The organism is Pseudomonas frederiksbergensis, from assembly GCF_003732275.1.
GTDB classification, from domain to species: Bacteria; Pseudomonadota; Gammaproteobacteria; order Pseudomonadales; family Pseudomonadaceae; genus Aquipseudomonas; species Aquipseudomonas frederiksbergensis_H.
Genome location: NZ_MOBM01000039.1, coordinates 314,677 through 334,648 on the forward strand (window position 1 = coordinate 314,677; position 19,972 = coordinate 334,648).

Below are 19,972 nucleotides of genomic sequence, written 5' to 3' on the forward strand. Positions count from 1 at the left end.
GGACGGTCCCTTTTGGGGACCGTCGTGGGACGAAGCTGGTCATTACAGAAGGGCCGTCCATCGCTGAGCGGCCCGTGCAACGAAATCAGATATCCAGCAGCAAACGAGCCGGGTCTTCCAGCAGGTTCTTGATGGTAACCAGGAAGGTCACAGCTTCTTTGCCGTCGATCAAACGGTGATCGTAGGACAGAGCGAGGTACATCATCGGACGGATAACGACTTGACCGTTGATCGCCATAGGACGCTGCAGAATGTTGTGCATGCCCAGGATGGCCGCTTGTGGCGGGTTGACGATCGGGGTCGACATCATCGAACCGAAAGTACCACCGTTGGTGATGGTAAACGTACCACCGGTCATTTCGTCCATCGACAGCTTGCCGTCACGAGCCTTCTTGCCGAAGGTGGCGATGCCGCCTTCGATTTCAGCCAGGCTCATCAGTTCGGCGTTACGCAGAACCGGTACAACCAGGCCGCGGTCGCTGGAAACAGCAACACCGACGTCAGCGTAGCCGTGGTAAACGATGTCAGCACCGTCGATCGACGCGTTGACAGCCGGGAAGCGTTTCAGCGCTTCGGTGGCCGCTTTCACGAAGAACGACATGAAGCCCAGGCGCACGCCATTGTGGGACTTCTCGAACAGGTCCTTGTACTTCGAACGCAGGGCCATGACTTCGGTCATGTCGACTTCGTTGAAAGTGGTCAGCATTGCCATGTTCGATTGAGCTTCAACCAGACGCTTGGCGACGGTGGCCCGCACGCGGGTCATCGGTACGCGCTTCTCGATGCGATCGCCGGCAGCGAACACTGGAGCAGCAGCGGCAGGAGCAGCAGCCTTGGCAGGCGCGGCAGCCGGAGCGGCTTTCTTGGCAGCTACAGCGGCAACAACGTCTTCCTTGGTCACACGACCGCCTTTGCCAGTGCCGGCAACGGAAGCGATGTTGATACCGTTTTCTTCAGCCAGCTTGCGAGCAGCCGGTGCAGCGACAGGATCGTCTTCGCCCGCTTCGGCAGGAGCAGCGGCGGCAGCAGCAGGTGCAGCAGCGGCGGCCGGAGCGGCAGCAGCACTGCCCTCACCGATGGAGCCCAGAACTTCGTCGGACAGAACGGTGTCGCCTTCGTTCTTGATGATAGCGCCCAGCACGCCATCAGCGGTGGCCAACACTTCCAGTACGACTTTGTCAGTTTCGATGTCGACGATCAGGTCATCGCGCTTGACGGCGTCGCCCGGTTTTTTGTGCCAGGTGGCAACGGTGCCATCGGCAACCGATTCCGGGAAAGTGGGGGCTTTGATTTCGATAGCCATTATCTGTGGGTCCTTAAATTCGGTTTCAGGTGCGCGAAGGCGTTAAACAGTAAAGGCGTCTTGCAGCAGTTGTTCCTGCTGCTCAGCGTGCATCGATGCATAACCACAAGCAGGTGCAGCAGAAGCATCACGGCCCGCGTACTCAAGTACGAGAGACTTGTCGTGATTGCCAACGATGCGGCGCATGTGGTGTTGGCTGCAGTACCAGGCCCCCTGGTTCATCGGCTCTTCCTGACACCAAACGATATGTTTGAGGTTGGTGTACGGAGCCAGGACTTCGTTCAAGTCGTCCTCAGGGAATGGGTACAGCTGCTCGATACGCACGATGGCGATGTCATCACGACCTTCGGCACGGCGTTTTTCCAGCAGGTCGTAGTAGACCTTGCCGCTACACAGAACAACGCGCTCGACCTTTTTCGGGTCCAGGGCATCGATTTCCGGGATAACGGTCTGGAACGAACCTTCGGCCAGATCTTCCAGGGTCGAGATGGCCAGTTTGTGACGCAGCAGCGACTTCGGAGTCAGAACGATCAACGGCTTGCGCAGCGGGCGAATCACCTGACGACGCAGCAAGTGGTAGATCTGAGCCGGCGTAGTCGGTACGGCTACCTGAATGTTGTGCTCGGCGCACAGCTGCAGGTAACGCTCCAGACGAGCCGAAGAGTGCTCCGGACCCTGACCTTCATAACCGTGCGGCAGCAGCATGGTCAGACCGCAGAGACGGCCCCACTTGTGCTCGCCACTGGTGATGAACTGGTCGATAACCACTTGGGCACCGTTGGCGAAGTCGCCGAACTGGGCTTCCCAGATCACCAGCGCCTCAGGCGTGGTGGTCGAGTAACCGTATTCGAACGCCAGCACGGCTTCTTCGGACAGGAACGAATCGTACAGGTCGAAACGTGGCTGGCCCTTGTACAGGTTTTGCAGCGGGACGTAGGTACCCGCGTCTTTCTGGTTGTGCAAGACAGCGTGACGGTGCGAGAACGTACCGCGACCGATGTCCTGACCCGTCATGCGAATCGGGTGACCTTCGAACGCCAGGGTCGCGTACGCCATGGTTTCGGCGTAACCCCAGTTGATCGGCAGGCCGCCGGCTTGCATTTTCTGACGGTCTTCGTAGATTTTCGAGACCTGGCGCTGAACCACGAAGCCTTCCGGAATTTCCAGCAGCTTGGCGGACAGTTCCTGCAAGGTTTTCAGATCGAAGCGAGTGTCGTGACGCGCGGTCCAGGCGTGGCCCAGATACGGACGCCAGTCCACGAACAACTCTTTGTTCGGCTCTTTGACCAGGCTTTTTACAACATGCAGACCGTTGTCCAGCGCATTGCGGTATTCGTCGACTTTCGCCTGAACACGCTCTGCGTCCAGCACACCGCCCTGAGTCAGACGATCAGCATACAGCTCACGGGTGGTGCGCTGTTTGGTGATCTGCTGATACATGATTGGCTGGGTGCCGCTTGGCTCGTCGGCCTCGTTGTGGCCACGACGACGGTAGCAGACCAGGTCGATCACCACGTCACGCTTGAACTGCATGCGGTAATCGATGGCCAGCTGGGTCACGAACAACACGGCTTCCGGATCATCGCCATTCACATGGAGGATCGGCGCCTGGATCATCTTCGCAACGTCGGTCGCGTACTCGGTGGAGCGCGAGTCCAGCGGGTTGCTGATGGTGAAACCGACCTGGTTGTTGATCACGATGTGCACGGTGCCGCCGGTCTTGAAACCGCGGGTCTGCGACATCTGGAACGTTTCCATCACCACACCCTGACCGGCGAATGCCGCGTCACCGTGGATGGAGATCGGCAATACCTTCTCGCCGGTAGGGTCGTTACGACGATCCTGACGGGCGCGGACCGAACCTTCGACCACTGGAGAAACGATTTCCAGGTGAGACGGGTTGAACGCCATGGCCAGGTGAACTTCGCCGCCGGTGGTCATCACGTTGGACGAGAAGCCCTGGTGATATTTAACGTCACCGGACCCCAGCTCGACCTTCTTCTTGCCTTCGAACTCGTCGAACAGCTCGCGCGGGTTCTTGCCGAAGGTGTTGACCAGCACGTTCAGACGACCACGGTGGGCCATGCCGATCACGATTTCCTTGGTGCCGTAGGAGCCGGAACGCTGAATCAGCTCGTCGAGCATCGGAATCAGGCTCTCGCCGCCTTCCAGACCGAAACGCTTGGTACCCGGGTATTTGGTCCCGAGGTATTTTTCCAGGCCTTCGCCGGCGGTGACGCGTTCGAGCAGGTGGCTCTTGATGTCGGCGGAGTACGTCGGACGGCCGCGCACGCTTTCCAGACGCTGCTGGAACCACTGGCGCTGCTCGGAATCGGTGATGTGCGTAAATTCAGCGCCGATGGTGCGGCAATATGTCTGCTGCAACGCTTCGTGAATTTCGCGTAGGCTCGCCTCCTCTTTGCCGATGAACAGGTCGCCGGCTCGGAAGGTCGTATCAAGATCGGCATTGGTCAAGCCGTAATGATTGATTGACAGGTCTGCAGGTGCAGGACGCTGCCACAGCCCCAGCGGGTCAAGCTGGGCTGCCTGGTGGCCACGCATACGGTAGGCCTGGATCAATCGCAGCACTTCAACTTGCTTCTTCTCGTGCTCACTGCTCACGCTGCCGGCGGAAACCGGTTGGGCGCGGCGCTGGTTCTTTGCCAGCAAGACGAAATGATCGCGAATTGTGGAGTGCGAAACATCGGTGGCAGTGTTGCCATCAGCAGGCAACTTCTGGAAGTAGGTGCGCCACTCTTCTGGCACAGCGTTAGGGTCGTGCAGGTAGAGCTCGTAGAGCTCTTCCACATAGGCAGCGTTACTACCGGATAGGTAGGCGCTGTTCCACATGCGCTGCATCACGCTTTCTTGCATGCTTGGTCACCCTCGGTTAGGGGAACACCACCGGCGTCGACACCGAGAAAACTTGCAGAAGTCCGAATGCAGCGACTAAAACAAGCCACTTAGGATCACGCTGATAGTCCGGGTACCAGCCCGGATGCCCCTGCTTGTCTCATTTCTTCAAAATAAGAGCCGCAGCCTTATAAGCTGCTGCTCAGGTTAAAACTACGGCGCCGGTTGAAGCCTGCGCCGTAGCATCTACGGGTATTGCGGTCCTACGGGTACAGCAGCTGAATCACACGCCGCTTTGCAGCAGCATGTTACGAATGTGACCGATGGCCTTAGTCGGGTTCAGGCCTTTCGGACAAACGTTGACGCAGTTCATGATGCCCCGGCAGCGGAATACGCTGAACGGGTCATCCAGCGAAGCCAGACGCTCGGATGTCTTGTTGTCGCGGCTGTCTGCCAGGAAGCGATAGGCTTGCAGCAGAGCAGCCGGACCCAGGAACTTGTCCGGGTTCCACCAGAAGGACGGGCACGAAGTCGAGCAGCAAGCGCACAGGATGCACTCGTACAGACCGTCGAGCTTTTCACGCTCTTCAGGGGACTGCAGACGCTCGATGGCCGGAGCCGGCGTGTCGTTCTGCAGGTATGGCTTAACCTTTTCGTATTGCTTGTAGAAGATGCTCATATCGACGACCAGGTCACGGATAACCGGCAAACCTGGCAACGGACGAACGATCAGCTTGTTACGTTTTACGACGGCAGACAGCGGCGTGATGCACGCCAGACCGTTCTTGCCGTTGATATTCATGCCGTCGGAACCGCAAACACCTTCACGGCAAGAGCGACGATAGGAGAAACCTTCGTCCTGCTCTTTGATCAGGGCCAGCACGTCCAGCACCATCAGGTCTTTACCACCGGTATCAACCTGGAATTCCTGCATGAACGGCGCAGCGTCCTGATCAGGGTTGTAACGATAAACACTGACTTGCAACATGGCGGCCACCCTTAATAAGTCCGAATCTTAGGTTCAAAAGTCGGAACAGTCTTCGGCGAGAAGTTCACAGCACGCTTGGTAACGCGCTTGTCACCCGGGAAGTACAGGGTGTGGCACAGCCAGTTTTCGTCGTCACGGTCTTCGAAGTCTTCACGGGCGTGAGCACCGCGGGATTCTTTGCGCACTTCTGCAGCGATGGCCGTGGCTTCGGCCACTTCCAGCAGGTTCTGCAGTTCCAGCGCTTCGATACGCGCGGTGTTGAACGCCTGGCTCTTGTCGTTGATCTTGACGTTGGCGATACGGCCACGCAGATCAGCCAGCTGAGCAATACCCTTCTGCATGTATTCGCCGGTGCGGAACACACCGAAGTAGTTCTGCATGCAGTTTTGCAATTCGCGACGCAGGGTGGCCACGTCTTCACCTTCGGTACGCTCGTTCAGAGCGGACAGACGTGCCAGGGCCGCGTTGATGTCGGCGTCGGTGGCGTCATCGTATTCGATACCGTCGGTCAGCGCTTTTTCCAGGTGCAGGCCGGCAGCGCGGCCGAATACCACCAGGTCGAGCAGCGAGTTGCCGCCCAGACGGTTGGCGCCGTGAACCGATACGCACGCCACTTCACCCACTGCGAACAGGCCAGGGATGATTTCGTCGACGCCTTCGTCGTTCTGGGTGATTGCCTGACCATGAATGTTGGTCGGAACGCCGCCCATCATATAGTGGCAGGTCGGAACAACCGGAACCGGAGCAACAACAGGGTCAACGTGCGCGAAAGTCTTGGACAGTTCGCAGATGCCTGGCAGACGGCTGTGCAGCACTTCCTCGCCCAGGTGGTCGAGTTTGAGCATTACGTGGTCGCCATTCGGACCGCAACCGTTGCCGGCGATGATTTCTTTAACCATCGAACGGGCAACAACGTCACGACCGGCAAGGTCTTTGGCGTTCGGAGCATAACGCTCCATGAAACGCTCGCCGTGCTTGTTGATCAGGTAACCACCTTCACCACGGCAACCTTCGGTGACCAGTACACCGGCGCCGGCGATGCCGGTCGGGTGGAACTGCCACATTTCGATATCTTGTACCGGTACACCGGCACGCAGCGCCATACCAACACCGTCACCGGTGTTGATCAGGGCGTTGGTGGTCGACGCGTAGATACGACCTGCACCGCCGGTGGCCAGTACGGTGGCCTTGGCACGGATATAGGTGGTTTCACCGGTTTCGATGCAGATGGCAATCACGCCGACGAATGCGCCTTCCTGGTTTTTCACCAGATCAACAGCGTAGTACTCGTTCAGGAACGTGGTGCCAGCTTTCAGGTTGCCCTGATAAAGGGTGTGCAGCAGCGCGTGACCGGTACGGTCGGAAGCGGCGCAGGTACGGGCGGCCTGGCCACCTTTACCGTAGTCCTTGGACTGACCACCGAACGGACGCTGATAGATACGACCTTGTTCGGTACGCGAGAACGGCATACCCATGTGGTCCAACTCGTATACGGCGGCAGGACCTTCCTGACACATGTATTCGATAGCGTCCTGGTCACCGATATAGTCGGAACCCTTGACGGTATCGTACATGTGCCAGCGCCAGTCATCGTTCGGATCGGCAGACGCAATGGCGCAAGTGATGCCGCCCTGGGCCGACACGGTGTGCGAACGAGTCGGGAAAACCTTGGTGATCACGGCAGTCTTGTGACCGCCCTGTGCCAGTTGCAGCGCTGCGCGCATGCCGGCACCGCCACCACCAATAATGATGGCGTCGAAAGAAATCGTTGGAATGTTAGCCATGGATCAGATACCCCAGAGAATCTGCACACCCCAGACGAAGTAAGCGAACATCGCAACGCCGCATACTGCCTGGAAAAGGAAACGTACTGCAGTCGCGGACTTGCCCAGCGCCATCGGCGTCAGGTAGTCAGTCGCGATGGTCCACATGCCGACCCAGGCGTGAGCGCCCAGGGCTACAAGGGCCAGCAGACTGAAGATACGCATTCCGTTGTGGGCGAACAGGGCATGCCATTGGTCGTAGCCAATGCCTGGATTCGCAACGAGGTATCCGATCAGGAAGATGAAATAAGCCGCGAGAACGACCGCAGACACACGCTGCGCCATCCAGTCATAGAGGCCCGAACGCGATAGGTTCGTAACGCTGGTTACCATATCCAAACTCCCGCCAGAACGATCAACACCGCAGATACGGCGATAATGATTTGCGAGCCCAGCTTGCCGCCTTCCAGCGTCTCACCGATGCCCATATCCATAATCAGATGGCGCACACCGGCTACCAGGTGATACAGAAGAGCGGACAGGAGGCCCCATGCTACGAACTTGGCCAGCGGACTGGTCAAGCATGCCTTCACGTCGGCAAAACCTTCCTCGGAACCCAGAGACTTGCCCAATGCATACAGCATGAAGCCAAGGCCCAGGAAGAGGATGATGCCGGAAACACGGTGAAGAAACGACGTAACGCCGGTGATGGGGAGTTTGATGGTCCTTAGGTCTAGGTTTACAGGTCGTTGGCTTTTCACGGCTTTTTTTCACACTGAAGAGCCCCTAACAATCAGGGCAAAGTTGTTGGGGAGTGCACTGGTCAGGTAACCACCACCCAGGGATGCGACCCCCAATAAAGCAGGCCCAAAAGCCCCTGGCGGTCGGTGGCCGAGTATAGACAGTTAGGCTACTAATGACAACGCGTTCACCTTCCCCTAATAGCTGATTGCACAAGTGAGATAAAAGGCGTAAATGGCAGTCAATTTCGAGGAAAAAGTCCGGTTAAAGCCTTCTGGAGCAAGACTTTAGGCAAATTGACATTCGAATTTATCTCACTATAGTGGTGCGGGCCCTGCGTGGGGGGTCTGTCTGATGATTTCAAGCATAAATAGGAGGCCACATGGCTGACAAAAAAGCGCAGTTGATCATCGAGGGCGCAGCCCCCGTCGAGCTGCCCATTTTAACCGGCACCGTTGGTCCCGATGTTATCGACGTTCGAGGCCTGACGGCCACGGGCCGTTTCACCTTTGACCCTGGCTTCATGTCGACTGCCTCCTGCGAGTCGAAGATCACCTATATCGATGGCGACAACGGCATTCTGCTGCACCGCGGCTACCCGATCGAACAGCTGGCTGAAAAGTCGGACTACCTGGAAACCTGCTACCTGCTGCTTAACGGCGAATTGCCGACCGCAGAGCAGAAGGCCCAGTTCGTTGGCACCGTGAAGAACCACACCATGGTTCACGAGCAGTTGAAGACCTTCTTCAACGGCTTCCGTCGCGACGCCCACCCGATGGCCGTCATGTGCGGCGTAGTTGGCGCCCTCTCGGCGTTCTACCACGACTCCCTCGACATCAATAACCCGCAGCATCGCGAAATCTCCGCGATCCGCCTGGTTGCCAAGATGCCGACCCTGGCTGCAATGGTTTACAAGTACTCCATGGGCCAACCCATGATGTACCCGCGCAACGACCTGTCGTACGCGGAAAACTTCCTGCACATGATGTTCAACACCCCGTGCGAGATCAAACCGATCAGCCCGGTACTCGCCAAGGCCATGGACCGGATCTTCATCCTCCATGCCGACCACGAGCAAAACGCATCGACGTCTACCGTACGTCTGGCCGGCTCGTCGGGTGCCAACCCGTTCGCCTGTATCGCCGCCGGTATCGCTGCACTGTGGGGCCCTGCCCACGGCGGTGCGAACGAAGCCGTTCTGACCATGCTCGATGAAATTGGCGATGTTTCGAACATCGACAAGTACATCGCCAAGGCCAAGGACAAGAACGATCCGTTCAAATTGATGGGCTTCGGTCACCGGGTTTACAAAAACCGCGACCCACGCGCCACCGTCATGAAGCAGACCTGCGACGAAGTACTGAAAGAACTGGGCATCACCAACGATCCGCAACTCGAACTGGCCATGCGCCTGGAAGAGATCGCCCTGACCGACCCGTACTTTATCGAACGTTCGCTGTACCCGAACGTCGACTTCTACTCGGGGATCATCCTCAAGGCGATCGGCATTCCGACCAGCATGTTCACCGTGATCTTCGCCCTGGCGCGGACTGTCGGCTGGATCTCCCACTGGAAAGAAATGCTCTCCAGCCCGTACAAGATCGGCCGCCCGCGCCAGTTGTACACCGGCTACGAGTCGCGTGATATCACCAAGCTGGAAGACCGCGAATAAGACCTGTCTTGCGATAACGTCTTGAGTTGTACCGGGAACGGCCTCTATTTAGATAGGGGCCGTTTTTGTTTGTGGGGCCTTGTGGGCTCTTTGGTTGTGTACATATCCGTTTCTGCGGTAACGGCTTCTATTGGTTTCGCTTTTACAGCGAGTCACTTTGGAAAAGCGCCAAAGTAACCAAAGCGCTCTTGCCCCTTTCGTTCGGTGCCTCGCCCAGGCTCGGCATGCCCTCGCTCCGGTCCTTCTCCGTGGGCCCGCCGCGATCGGCCATCCATGGCCGTGCGCGGCTAACCCGGCATCCATGCCGGGTTGCCCACTACGCAGAACCTCCTCTCAGCCTCTCGAGGGGGCGGTGCATCAACATCAACAGCTGCAGGCGAGCTAACGCTCGGCCTGTTGAGCGGTGAAAAGCAGAGCGGATGTGCTCTGATTTTTTGTGGGAACTGGTTTGCCGGGTCGCCGCATCGCTGCGATGGCGGCCTGTCAGCCGACCAATCTTCCCGGGATGCACCCAGTCCTACTGTGGGAGCTGGCTTGCCTGCGCAGACGGCCTGTCAGCCGCCCCATCTTCCCCGGATGTACCCAGTCCAACTGTGGGAGCGAGCCTGCTCGCGAAGCTGTTGATCTTGCCGTTGCCGTTGCCGTTGCTTTGGCTTTGGCTTTGGCTTTGGCTTTGGCTTTTGATCTTGATCTTGATCTGCTGCCCCTTTCCCAGAGGCCGAACGCAGGCGTTGCGCAGGGGGCACCGCGGCAGGGATGCCGGAGTGAGGGCATGCCGAGCCTGGGCGAGGCACCGAATGGCGGGGCAAGAGCGCTTTGGTTACTTTCGCGCTTTTCGAAAGTGACTCGCTGTAAGAGCGAAACCGCCAGCCGCCGTGACCGCAGAAACGGATATGTACACCATCAAAAATCCCGGTCGGCTATCAGGCCGCCTTCGCGAGCAAGCCCGCTCCCACAAGGGGCGATAACCGCCCCCAAAAAAAAAGCCCCGATCTCTCGACCGGGGCATTCGTTTTAACGCGGCTTATATATAGAAGCCTTAGTGCGAAACCGCCCCACTCGCCCCCAACCCGGTCTGCGAACGAACAAACTGCGGGAAGAACAGCGCACGTTCGTTCACACCCTCGGCCGACTTGTCAGTGACCGAGAAGAACCAGATCCCGACAAACGCAATGGCCATGGAAAACAGCGCCGGGTATTCATACGGGAAGATCGCCTTCTCGTGACCCAGGATCTGCACCCAGATGGTTGGCCCCAGCACCATCAAGCCAACTGCACTGACCAGCCCCAGCCAGCCGCCGATCATCGCACCGCGAGTCGTCAGCTTCTTCCAGTACATGGAAAGCAACAGCACCGGGAAGTTGCAGCTTGCCGCGATGGAGAACGCCAGGCCCACCATGAACGCGATGTTCTGCTTCTCGAACAGAATGCCCAGGCCGATCGCCAACACCGCCAGAGCGATAGTGGTGATTTTCGAGACACGGATCTCGTCCTTCTCGTTGGCCTTGCCCTTCTTGATCACGCTGGCATACAGGTCATGGGACACCGCCGAAGCACCGGCCAGGGTCAGACCAGCCACCACTGCCAGGATGGTTGCGAACGCCACCGCCGAGATGAAGCCCAGGAAAATACTGCCACCCACCGCATTGGCCAAATGCACCGCCGCCATGTTGTTGCCACCCAACAGCGCGCCAGCCGCGTCCTTGAAAACCGGATTGGTGCTGACCAGCAGGATCGCACCGAAGCCGATGATGAAGGTCAGGATGTAGAAGTAGCCAATGAAGCCGGTTGCATACAGCACGCTTTTACGAGCTTCTTTAGCGTCACTCACGGTGAAGAAGCGCATCAGAATGTGTGGCAGGCCAGCGGTACCGAACATCAATGCCAGACCAAGGGAAAACGCGGAGACCGGATCTTTCACCAGGCCACCGGGGCTCATGATCGCTTCACCTTTAGGGTGAACCTTGATCGCCTCGGAAAACAGCGCGTTGAAGTCGAAGTTGACGTGCTTCATCACCATCAGCGCCATGAACGAGGCACCGGACAGCAACAGCACCGCCTTGATGATCTGCACCCAAGTGGTCGCCAGCATGCCGCCGAACAGCACGTACATGCACATCAGGATACCGACCAGGATCACCGCAACGTGATAGTCGAGACCGAACAGCAGCTGAATCAGCTTGCCGGCACCCACCATTTGCGCGATCAGGTAGAACGCCACCACCACCAGCGAACCGCACGCCGACAGCGAACGGATCTGGGTTTGCCCGAGGCGATAGGATGCAACGTCGGCAAAGGTGTATTTGCCCAGGTTACGCAGGCGCTCGGCGATCAGGAACAGAATGATCGGCCAGCCCACCAGGAAGCCGATCGAGTAGATCAGGCCATCGTAGCCGGAGGTGAACACCAGGGCGGAAATACCCAGGAAGGACGCCGCGGACATGTAGTCACCGGCAATCGCCAAGCCGTTCTGGAAACCGGTGATCTTGCCGCCTGCCGCATAGTAGTCGGCCGCCGAGTTGTTACGCTTGGATGCCCAATAAGTGATGCACAGGGTTGCACCCACGAATGCCACGAACATCAGGATCGCCGAAACATTGAGCGGTTGTTTCTGTACCGCGCCCGTCAGGGCTTCAGCCGCCCAGGCGCCAGGTGCGAAGGCTGCGATGCTCAATAGAGCCATTAGACGCCGGATCATTGCTGAGCCTCCTTGAGAATCGCATTGTTCAAGTCGTCGAATTCGCCATTGGCGCGTCGCACGTAGATGGCCGTCAGGATAAAGGCCGAAACGATCAGCCCGACACCGATCGGAATGCCCCACGTAATCGAAGACTCGGGGCTGATTTTCGCGCCCAGAATATGCGGCCCGTAAGCAATTAGAAGGATGAATCCGGAGTACAGCCCAAGCATGATCGCTGAAAGAATCCAGGCGAATCGTTCTCTCTTGCTGACCAGCTCTTTGAAGCGCGAGCTGTTTTGAATCGAGAGGTAAATGCTGTCGTTCATTGTTTTTATCCTCGCAGCACAGATTTAGTTGGAACGGTATCCACTCTATGCGGCTGCCGGACAGGTTCCAGACGACCTTAGTATTAGAACGACATGACAGAGTCGCCATGGTTCAGCATGCATTAAACAATGTGGGAGCGGGCTTGCTCGCGAAGGCCGGAGTGCCAGCCAACATCGACGCTGAATGACACACCGCTTTCGCGAGCAAGCCCGCTCCCACATAAAAAAGCAAAAGGCCCCTTGGCATTTATGCCAAGGGGCCTTGAGAGGTGCTGATTAGACGCTTCAGGTCAAATCATTTGGTCCAGTCTGCAACGCGATCCGGGTGTTTGGCCACCCAATCCTTCGCTGCCGCTTCAGGCTTGGCGCCGTCCTGAATCGCCAACATGACTTCGCCGATTTCGTCTTTCGATGCCCACTGGAAGTTCTTCAGGAACTTCGCAACTTCCGGCGCTTTGGTTGCCAACTCTTTGCTACCGATGCTGTTCACGGTTTCAGCCGCGCCATAAACGCCTTTCGGGTCGTCCAGGAAGCGTAGTTTCCACTTGGCGAACATCCAGTGCGGCACCCAACCGGTGACGGCAATGGATTCGTTTTTCTTCTCGGCACGGGTCAGCTCGGCAATCATGCCGGCGCCAGAACTGGCCTTGAGGGTGTAGTTGTCCAGGTCGTAGTCCTTGATGGCCTGATCGGTTTTGAGCATCACGCCTGAACCGGCATCGATACCGACGATACGATTTTTGAAGCTGTCGTCGGTTTTCAGATCCGCAATAGACTTGGCCTTGACGTACTCCGGCACAATCAGGCCGATTTTCGCATCCTTGAAGTTCGGGCCGTAATCGACGACCTGATCCTTGTTCTTGGTCCAGTATTCACCGTGGGTCACGGGCAGCCACGCCGACAGCATGGCGTCGAGTTTGCCGGTGGCCACACCCTGCCACATGATCCCGGTGGCAACTGCTTGCAGCTTCACGTCATAACCGAGTTTCTGCCGGATCACTTCTGCGGCCACGTTGGTCGTGGCGACGCTGTCCGACCAGCCGTCTACATAACCGATCGTCACTGCCTTGCCTTCAGCGCTGGCCATCGTAGAACTGATCGCCAGCACCAAAGCGGCACCTGCGCCCAAGAGTCGTCGCATCTTCATCGTTACTTCCCCGAAAGTGCTGCGCTCGACGGATGCCGAGCCGCTCAACGTATTGTTATGGTGCATGGCGCCCCCATCACGCCTCACCGCAAACTCGTTCAAACATCAGCGGAGTACTGACGATTGGATGATCAACCTGACGCCCACGATGACCTGCTCTGCCAGCGACCTCAAGACATCGAGAAACGACATCAGAAGGCCATTAATTGCAACCGTCGCAAATCCATCCGCCACCCGCCCGAACTTTGCATGTCAAAATTATGCAGGCCACCAAGCGCGGGACAAATGCAGGTAACATGCGCGGCTTTGTTCCCAGACGGCCTGACCATGCCCGCGACATCCCGCTTTCCTTTTTTTGCTTATTTATTTGCCTGCCTGCTGGGGCTTTTTGCCCTCGGTGGCTTCTGGTATGGCCTCGGCAAACCGGTGATCCTGCCGGACGTGGCCAGCGCGACGCACAAGCTGCAATGCGCCTCCTACACCCCGTTCGACAAAGACCAATCGCCGTTCGATGTGCCGTTCAAACTGCGCCCCGAGCGCATGGACGCCGACCTCGCGCTACTGGCGACCCGGTTCGAATGCATCCGCACCTATTCCATGACCGGCCTCGAGGCCCTGCCCGATCTGGCGCGCAAGCACGGCTTGAAGCTGATGATCGGCGCCTGGGTCAACAGCAACCCGGTGGACACTGCCAAGGAGGTCGACCTGTTGATCGCCTCGGCCAATGCCAACGCCGATGTCGTGACCTCAGTGATCGTAGGTAACGAAACCCTGCTGCGCAAGGAAGTCACCGGCGCACAGTTGGCGACGCTGATTAACAAGGTCAAAAGTCAGGTCAAACAACCGGTGACCTACGCCGACGTCTGGGAATTCTGGCTCAAACACCCGGAAATCGCCCCGGCAGTAGACTTCCTGACTATCCATTTGCTGCCGTACTGGGAAGACGACCCGTCGAACATCGATGCCGCGCTGCAACATGTGGCCGAAGTGCGTCAGGTGTTCGGCAACAAATTTGCGCCCAAGGATGTGATGATTGGCGAAACCGGCTGGCCGAGCGAAGGTCGTCAGCGCGAAACTGCGCTGCCGAGCCGGGTCAATGAAGCCAAGTTCATTCGCAGCTTTGTGATCATGGCCGAGCAGCAAGGCTGGCATTACAACCTGATCGAGGCGTTCGACCAGCCGTGGAAACGCGCCAGTGAAGGTGCGGTTGGCGGTTATTGGGGGCTGTTCGATGCTGATCGTCAGGACAAGGGCGTGCTGGCAGGTCCTGTTTCGAATGTTCCGTACTGGTCGCAATGGCTGGTGGTGGGTGGCTTGATCTTCATCGGCACGCTGATCCTCGGCGGTCGCGTTCGCAGCACCCGCGCGGCGCTGGTTCTGCCACTGCTCGGCGCCTTGGCGGCCTGTTCGATTGGTGCCTGGGGCGATCTGGCCCGTGTCACCACCCGGTTTGCCAGTGAATGGCTGTGGGTCGCCTTGCTGACGGGGTTGAATCTGTTGGTGCTGACGCATGCCGCGCTGATCTTGAGCACTCGTACCGGTTGGCGTGAACAGGCATTCAACGCATTTGAGCGTCGGGCTGGATGGCTGGTCGCGGTGGCCGGTTTTGCCGCGGCCGTGACGATGCTGGAACTGGTGTTCGATCCGCGTTATCGCAGTTTCCCGAGCGTGGCGTTCATCGTGCCGGCGCTGGTGTATCTGTGCCGCCCGGTGAGCGTGCCGCGCCGGGAGATTGCCCTGCTGACCTTCATCATCGGCGCCGGCATTGCGCCGCAGCTGTATCAAGAAGGTTTGCAGAGCCAGCAGGCCTGGGGTTGGGCGCTGGTGAGTGTGTTGATGGTGGCCGCGTTGTGGCGCAGCTTGCGGGTTCGCAAGGGCTGATCTTCAGCGCGGCAACCGGCCCCATCGCGAGCAGGCTCGCTCCCACCTTTAACCTCGTTCTCATGCTAGATGCGGTCGAATGTGGGAGCGAGCCTGCTCGCGATGACGGACTATCAAACCCCGCGGGACGCCCGAACCAGACGCAAAGCAGCAATCACCACCGCAAACACCGCCAACGTGGTGTTGTACAACGCCAGCGCTGGCAACCCTAACATCAGCGCCAGCACCGCCAGCCACCACCCCGCTCGCCCAGGCAGCACAAAACCGAGCACAGCGGAGACCACGGCGGCCCAGCCCAGCACCTTGAAATGAATCATCAAGCCCAGATTCGACCGAATCTGGCATTCCCAGCGACTGGCCTCGTCAACGCAAATGCCGACCCATTGCGCATCCTCCATGAAGCCATAACGTGCGCCATAACTGGCGGCCAGCCACATTGGCAGAAGAACGAGCAACAGGATCACAGGCAGACGGCGGGACATGAAGCACTCCAATAAACGAAATCGGCGGCCAGCTTAATCCCCCACCAGCCTTACGCAAGCGCTAACAACAGTTAACTGGTCAGCCAATCACTGCAAAGTGTATCGTCCCGCTACCGTTGCTCCGAAATCAGGCCGGTTTGGTACCGATCATGGCACTTTGGCGCAAATCCAATGGTCATAGCCTGCGAACTTCATTCGGCACCTTCCTCTAAGGGATCTAGTCATGCTCCGTTCCTTGCGCTTCGCCGCCCTGTTTGGCGGCTTGATTTTAAGTGCGTCCGCACTGGCGGCCGACATTGATGCCGCCAGTTACGGCTATCCCCTGACCAACCCGTTCGAGGCGACTATCGCCACGACACCGCCGGAGTTACGCCCGGAATTGCCGCTGGACGACGATATCAATCAGGAGGATCGCAGCGTCACATTGCGCCCGGAGCGTGAATTCAGCCTGCCGGACAACTTCTGGCCGGTAAAGAAACTCACCTACCGCATCGCCACGCAAGATCAAGCCGCACCGTTGATCTTCCTGATCTCCGGCACCGGTGCACGCTACGACAGCACCCTCAACGAGTACCTGAAAAAGCTCTACTACAAGGCTGGCTATCATGTGGTGCAGCTGTCGTCGCCGACCAGCTTCGACTTCATGACCGCCGCTTCGCGTTTCGCCACCCCCGGCGTGACCAAGGAAGATGCCGAAGACATGTACCGGGTAATGCAGGCCGTGCGAGCGCAAAACCCGAAACTGCCGGTCACCGACTATTACCTGACCGGTTACAGCCTCGGCGCCCTGGATGCGGCCTTTGTGGCGCATCTGGATGAAACCCGTCGCAGCTTCAATTTCAAGAAAGTCTTGCTGCTCAACCCGCCGGTCAACCTTTACACCTCGATCACCAACCTGGACAAGCTGGTACAGACAGAGGTCAAGGGCATCAACAACAGCACCACTTTCTATGAGCTGGTACTGGATAAACTGACCCGTTACTTCCAGCAGAAGGGCTACATCGACCTCAACGATGCCCTGCTCTACGACTTCCAGCAGTCCAAGCAGCACCTGAGCAACGAACAGATGGCCATGCTGATCGGCACTTCGTTCCGGTTCTCGGCAGCTGATATCGCCTTCACCTCGGACCTGATCAACCGTCGCGGTCTGATTACGCCACCGAAATACCCGATCACCGAAGGCACCACCCTCACGCCGTTCCTCAAACGCGCGCTGCAATGCGACTTCGACTGCTACCTGACCGAACAGGTCATTCCGATGTGGCGCGCCCGCACCGACGGCGGCAGCCTGCTGCAACTGATCGATCAGGTGAGCCTGTATGCGCTAAAGGACTACCTGCACGACAGCCCGAAAATCGCCGTCATGCACAACGCCGACGACGTGATCCTCGGCCCTGGCGACCTGGGTTTTCTGCGCCGGACCTTTGGCGATCGTTTGACTGTTTATCCATTGGGCGGCCATTGCGGCAACCTCAACTATCGCGTCAACAGCGACGCCATGCTGGAGTTTTTCCGTGGCTAAATACCCCCTGCTGATCGCAGCGTTACTCTGTGCAGGCGTCGCCAACGCCGACAACAGCAAAGCCAATGCACCTGTGGTGGTCGATAGTGACGGCTTCAAGGAACCGCTGAGCAAACTCAAATTCAACCCGGGGCTGGATCAGCGCGAGTTCGAACGCTCAACGCTCAACGCGCTGAACGTCTATGACCCGCTGGAAGAGTGGAATCGCCGCGTCTACCACTTCAACTACCGTTTCGACCAATGGGTGTTCCTGCCCGTGGTCAACGGCTATCGCTACATCACCCCAAGCTTTCTGCGCACCGGCGTCAGCAACTTCTTCAACAACGTCGGCGATGTACCGAACCTGGTGAACAGCCTGCTGCAATTCAAGGGGCAGCGTTCGATGGAAACCACCGCTCGCCTGCTGGTCAACACCACCATCGGTGTCGCCGGCCTGTGGGATCCGGCCACCGCCATGGGGCTGCGGCGCCAGAGCGAAGACTTTGGCCAGACACTGGGCTTCTACGGCGTACCAGGCGGCGCCTACTTCGTGCTGCCGATCCTCGGCCCGTCAAACCTGCGTGACACCGCGGGCCTGGTGGTGGATTACACCGGCGAATCGGCAATCAACTTCCTGAACGTGGCCGAAGTCAGCTCCAACCATCCGGAAGTCTGGGCACTGCGCATCATCGACAAGCGCCATCAGAACAGCTTTCGCTACGGCCAGCTGAACACGCCGTTCGAGTATGAAAAAGTGCGCTACGTGTACACCGAGTCACGCAAGCTGCAGGTTGCCGAGTAATTCCGTCGGCAACCAAAAAGGCCATTCGATTTGCGTCGAATGGCCTTTTTTATGCGCGATGTCTCAAACACCACCAATCTACTGTGGGAGCGGGCTTGCTCGCGATGAGGCCATCACATTCACCATCAATGTTGACTGCTAGACCGCTATCGCGAGCAGGCTCGCTCCCACAGGTTCAGGCTTTCACCGTTTTCCAAACCTTGCTGACAGCCATCACCCCAACCAACACCGCCGCACCCGCCACAATCCCGGCCACCGCATTCAGCAACGTCGGTACGATAAACCCGGCCCCGCCAGCACCCGCACTGACGCTCTCGATCCAGTGATGAACCACCGGCACGCCGTGGGTGAGAATCCCGCCGCCGACCAAGAACATCGCCGCGGTGCCGATCACCGACAGGCTTTTCATCATGTACGGCGCTGCACGCAGAATCCCGCCGCCGATGCTTTTGGCCATTTGCCCAGGCTTCTGGGTCAGCCACAGGCCGAGGTCATCGAGCTTGACGATGCCGGCCACCAAGCCATAGACACCAATGGTCATGACGATGGCGATGCCCGAGAGCACGATCACTTGCTGGGTCAGCGAAGCGGCAGCCACGGTGCCCAGGGTGATGGCGATGATTTCCGCCGAGAGAATGAAGTCGGTACGGACCGCACCTTTGATTTTGTCCTTCTCGAACGCCACCAGATCGACCGCCGGGTTGGCCACGGCCTCGACCAGTTCTGCGTGTTCGGCCTGATCTTCAGCTTCGCTGTGCAGGAATTTGTGGGCGAGTTTCTCGAAACCTTCGAAGCACAGGTAAGCGCCACCGACCATCAACAACGGCGTGACCAGCCACGGAATGAACGCGCTGATGGCCAAGGCCGACGGCACCAGGATCAGCTTGTTGAGGAACGAGCCTTTGGCCACCGCCCACACCACCGGGATTTCCCGCTCGGCACGTACGCCGGAAACCTGCTGGGCGTTGAGTGCCAGATCGTCGCCAAGCACGCCGGCAGTCTTCTTCGCGGCCATTTTGGTCATCAACGCCACATCGTCCAGTACGGTGGCGATGTCGTCGATCAGCACCAGCAAACTGCTTCCTGCCATGAATCAGGTTTCCTTCTTGAATGAATGGTGCGCAGCATAGCGCGAGCCGAGGCCAGACGGGGCATTCTTGAGCGCTGCGCGAGGCCGGTGCTACCATGCGCAACCGCCAGAACAGGCAAGGAACTCCTTGGTTTATGAGCACTATCCGCGAGCGCAACAAAGAACTGATCCTGCGTGCCGCCAGCGAAGAATTTGCCGACAAGGGCTTCGCTGCGACCAAAACCAGTGACATCGCGGCCAAGGCCGGGCTGCCCAAGCCCAACGTCTACTACTACTTCAAATCCAAGGAAAACCTCTACCGCGAGGTCCTGGAAAGCATCATCGAGCCGATCCTGCAGGCCTCGACGCCGTTCAACGCCGATGGCGTGCCCGGCGAAGTGTTGAGCGGCTACATTCGCTCGAAAATCCGCATCTCCCGTGACCTGCCCTTCGCCTCCAAGGTGTTCGCCAGCGAAATCATGCACGGCGCCCCGCACCTGAGCCCCGACCTGGTCGAGCAGCTCAACGGCCAAGCCAGGCACAACATCGACTGCATCCAGACCTGGATCGACCGCGGCCAGATCGCCCCGATCGACCCCAACCACCTGATGTTCAGCATCTGGGCTGCCACCCAGACCTACGCCGACTTCGACTGGCAAATCTCTGCGGTTACCGGCAAGGCCAAGCTGGATGAGGCCGACTATGAAGCGGCGGCGCAGACGATTATCCGGTTGGTGCTCAAGGGGTGTGAGCTGGACTGATAG

General features: G+C 58.4%; 16 protein-coding genes. 5 read left to right on the forward strand and 11 right to left on the reverse strand.

The window, feature by feature from the left end; genetic code table 11:
* Nucleotides 1-85: 85 nt before the first annotated feature.
* The 6 genes from odhB to sdhC all read right to left on the reverse strand — a co-directional run bounded on the left by odhB (nt 86) and on the right by sdhC (nt 7,668).
* The gene (gene odhB, locus BK662_RS27470; protein WP_123360161.1) at nt 86-1,303 is read right to left on the reverse strand and encodes a 2-oxoglutarate dehydrogenase complex dihydrolipoyllysine-residue succinyltransferase; all 1,218 of its coding nucleotides are present in this window, start codon (nt 1,301-1,303) and stop codon (nt 86-88) included.
* Between the two features lie 42 nt (nt 1,304-1,345).
* On the reverse strand, nt 1,346-4,177 hold the full coding sequence (locus tag BK662_RS27475) for a 2-oxoglutarate dehydrogenase E1 component (RefSeq protein WP_030131726.1): 2,832 nt from the start codon (nt 4,175-4,177) through the stop codon (nt 1,346-1,348).
* A 262-nt stretch (nt 4,178-4,439) separates the two neighbouring features.
* Complete coding sequence (locus tag BK662_RS27480; protein WP_007898989.1) at nt 4,440-5,144, reverse strand: succinate dehydrogenase iron-sulfur subunit; 705 nt, start codon at nt 5,142-5,144, stop codon at nt 4,440-4,442.
* 11 nt (nt 5,145-5,155) lie between these two features.
* A complete protein-coding gene (sdhA, locus tag BK662_RS27485) occupies nt 5,156-6,928 on the reverse strand; it encodes a succinate dehydrogenase flavoprotein subunit (RefSeq protein ID WP_038979682.1) in 1,773 nt (590 codons plus the stop codon).
* Nucleotides 6,929-6,931: 3 nt separating this feature from the next.
* Nucleotides 6,932-7,300 (reverse strand): succinate dehydrogenase, hydrophobic membrane anchor protein, encoded by a 369-nt coding sequence (sdhD, locus tag BK662_RS27490; protein WP_008071469.1) that lies wholly within the window; start codon nt 7,298-7,300, stop codon nt 6,932-6,934.
* Complete coding sequence (sdhC, locus tag BK662_RS27495; RefSeq protein WP_123360162.1) at nt 7,294-7,668, reverse strand: succinate dehydrogenase, cytochrome b556 subunit; 375 nt, start codon at nt 7,666-7,668, stop codon at nt 7,294-7,296. Before sdhC ends, sdhD begins: the two co-directional genes overlap by 7 nt.
* Nucleotides 7,669-8,030: 362 nt before the next feature.
* Here sdhC and gltA point away from each other — a divergent pair, with 362 nt between their 5' ends.
* A complete protein-coding gene (gene gltA, locus BK662_RS27500) occupies nt 8,031-9,320 on the forward strand; it encodes a citrate synthase (RefSeq protein WP_007898998.1) in 1,290 nt (429 codons plus the stop codon).
* Nucleotides 9,321-10,359: 1,039 nt separating this feature from the next.
* Here the strand turns inward: gltA and BK662_RS27510 are convergent.
* The 3 genes from BK662_RS27510 to BK662_RS27520 all read right to left on the reverse strand — a co-directional run bounded on the left by BK662_RS27510 (nt 10,360) and on the right by BK662_RS27520 (nt 13,473).
* The gene (locus BK662_RS27510; RefSeq protein ID WP_123360163.1) at nt 10,360-12,018 is read right to left on the reverse strand and encodes a cation acetate symporter; all 1,659 of its coding nucleotides are present in this window, start codon (nt 12,016-12,018) and stop codon (nt 10,360-10,362) included.
* Nucleotides 12,015-12,326, reverse strand: a complete 312-nt coding sequence (locus BK662_RS27515; RefSeq protein ID WP_123360164.1) for a DUF485 domain-containing protein — start codon at nt 12,324-12,326, stop codon at nt 12,015-12,017. The genes BK662_RS27510 and BK662_RS27515 overlap by 4 nt, the downstream gene beginning before the upstream one ends.
* Nucleotides 12,327-12,621: 295 nt before the next feature.
* On the reverse strand, nt 12,622-13,473 hold the full coding sequence (locus BK662_RS27520; protein ID WP_123360724.1) for a glycine betaine ABC transporter substrate-binding protein: 852 nt from the start codon (nt 13,471-13,473) through the stop codon (nt 12,622-12,624).
* Nucleotides 13,474-13,758: 285 nt separating this feature from the next.
* Between BK662_RS27520 and BK662_RS27530 the strand changes: the two genes are divergently transcribed.
* Nucleotides 13,759-15,354, forward strand: a complete 1,596-nt coding sequence (locus tag BK662_RS27530; RefSeq protein ID WP_123360725.1) for a glycoside hydrolase family 17 protein — start codon at nt 13,759-13,761, stop codon at nt 15,352-15,354.
* Between the two features lie 113 nt (nt 15,355-15,467).
* Here BK662_RS27530 and BK662_RS27535 read toward each other — a convergent pair whose 3' ends face one another.
* Nucleotides 15,468-15,836: a hypothetical protein gene (locus BK662_RS27535; RefSeq protein ID WP_123360165.1), complete on the reverse strand. Its 369-nt coding sequence runs from the start codon at nt 15,834-15,836 to the stop codon at nt 15,468-15,470.
* Between the two features lie 223 nt (nt 15,837-16,059).
* Here BK662_RS27535 and mlaY point away from each other — a divergent pair, with 223 nt between their 5' ends.
* On the forward strand, nt 16,060-17,358 hold the full coding sequence (gene mlaY / locus BK662_RS27540; protein WP_123360166.1) for a lipid asymmetry maintenance lipase MlaY: 1,299 nt from the start codon (nt 16,060-16,062) through the stop codon (nt 17,356-17,358).
* On the forward strand, nt 17,351-18,139 hold the full coding sequence (locus BK662_RS27545; RefSeq protein ID WP_123360167.1) for an MlaA family lipoprotein: 789 nt from the start codon (nt 17,351-17,353) through the stop codon (nt 18,137-18,139). Before mlaY ends, BK662_RS27545 begins: the two co-directional genes overlap by 8 nt.
* Before the next feature lie 175 nt (nt 18,140-18,314).
* Here BK662_RS27545 and BK662_RS27555 read toward each other — a convergent pair whose 3' ends face one another.
* Complete coding sequence (locus BK662_RS27555) at nt 18,315-19,229, reverse strand: DUF808 domain-containing protein (RefSeq protein WP_123360168.1); 915 nt, start codon at nt 19,227-19,229, stop codon at nt 18,315-18,317.
* A gap of 134 nt (nt 19,230-19,363) precedes the next feature.
* Between BK662_RS27555 and BK662_RS27560 the strand changes: the two genes are divergently transcribed.
* The gene (locus BK662_RS27560) at nt 19,364-19,969 is read left to right on the forward strand and encodes a TetR/AcrR family transcriptional regulator (RefSeq protein WP_123360169.1); all 606 of its coding nucleotides are present in this window, start codon (nt 19,364-19,366) and stop codon (nt 19,967-19,969) included.
* Nucleotides 19,970-19,972: the final 3 nt, after the last annotated feature.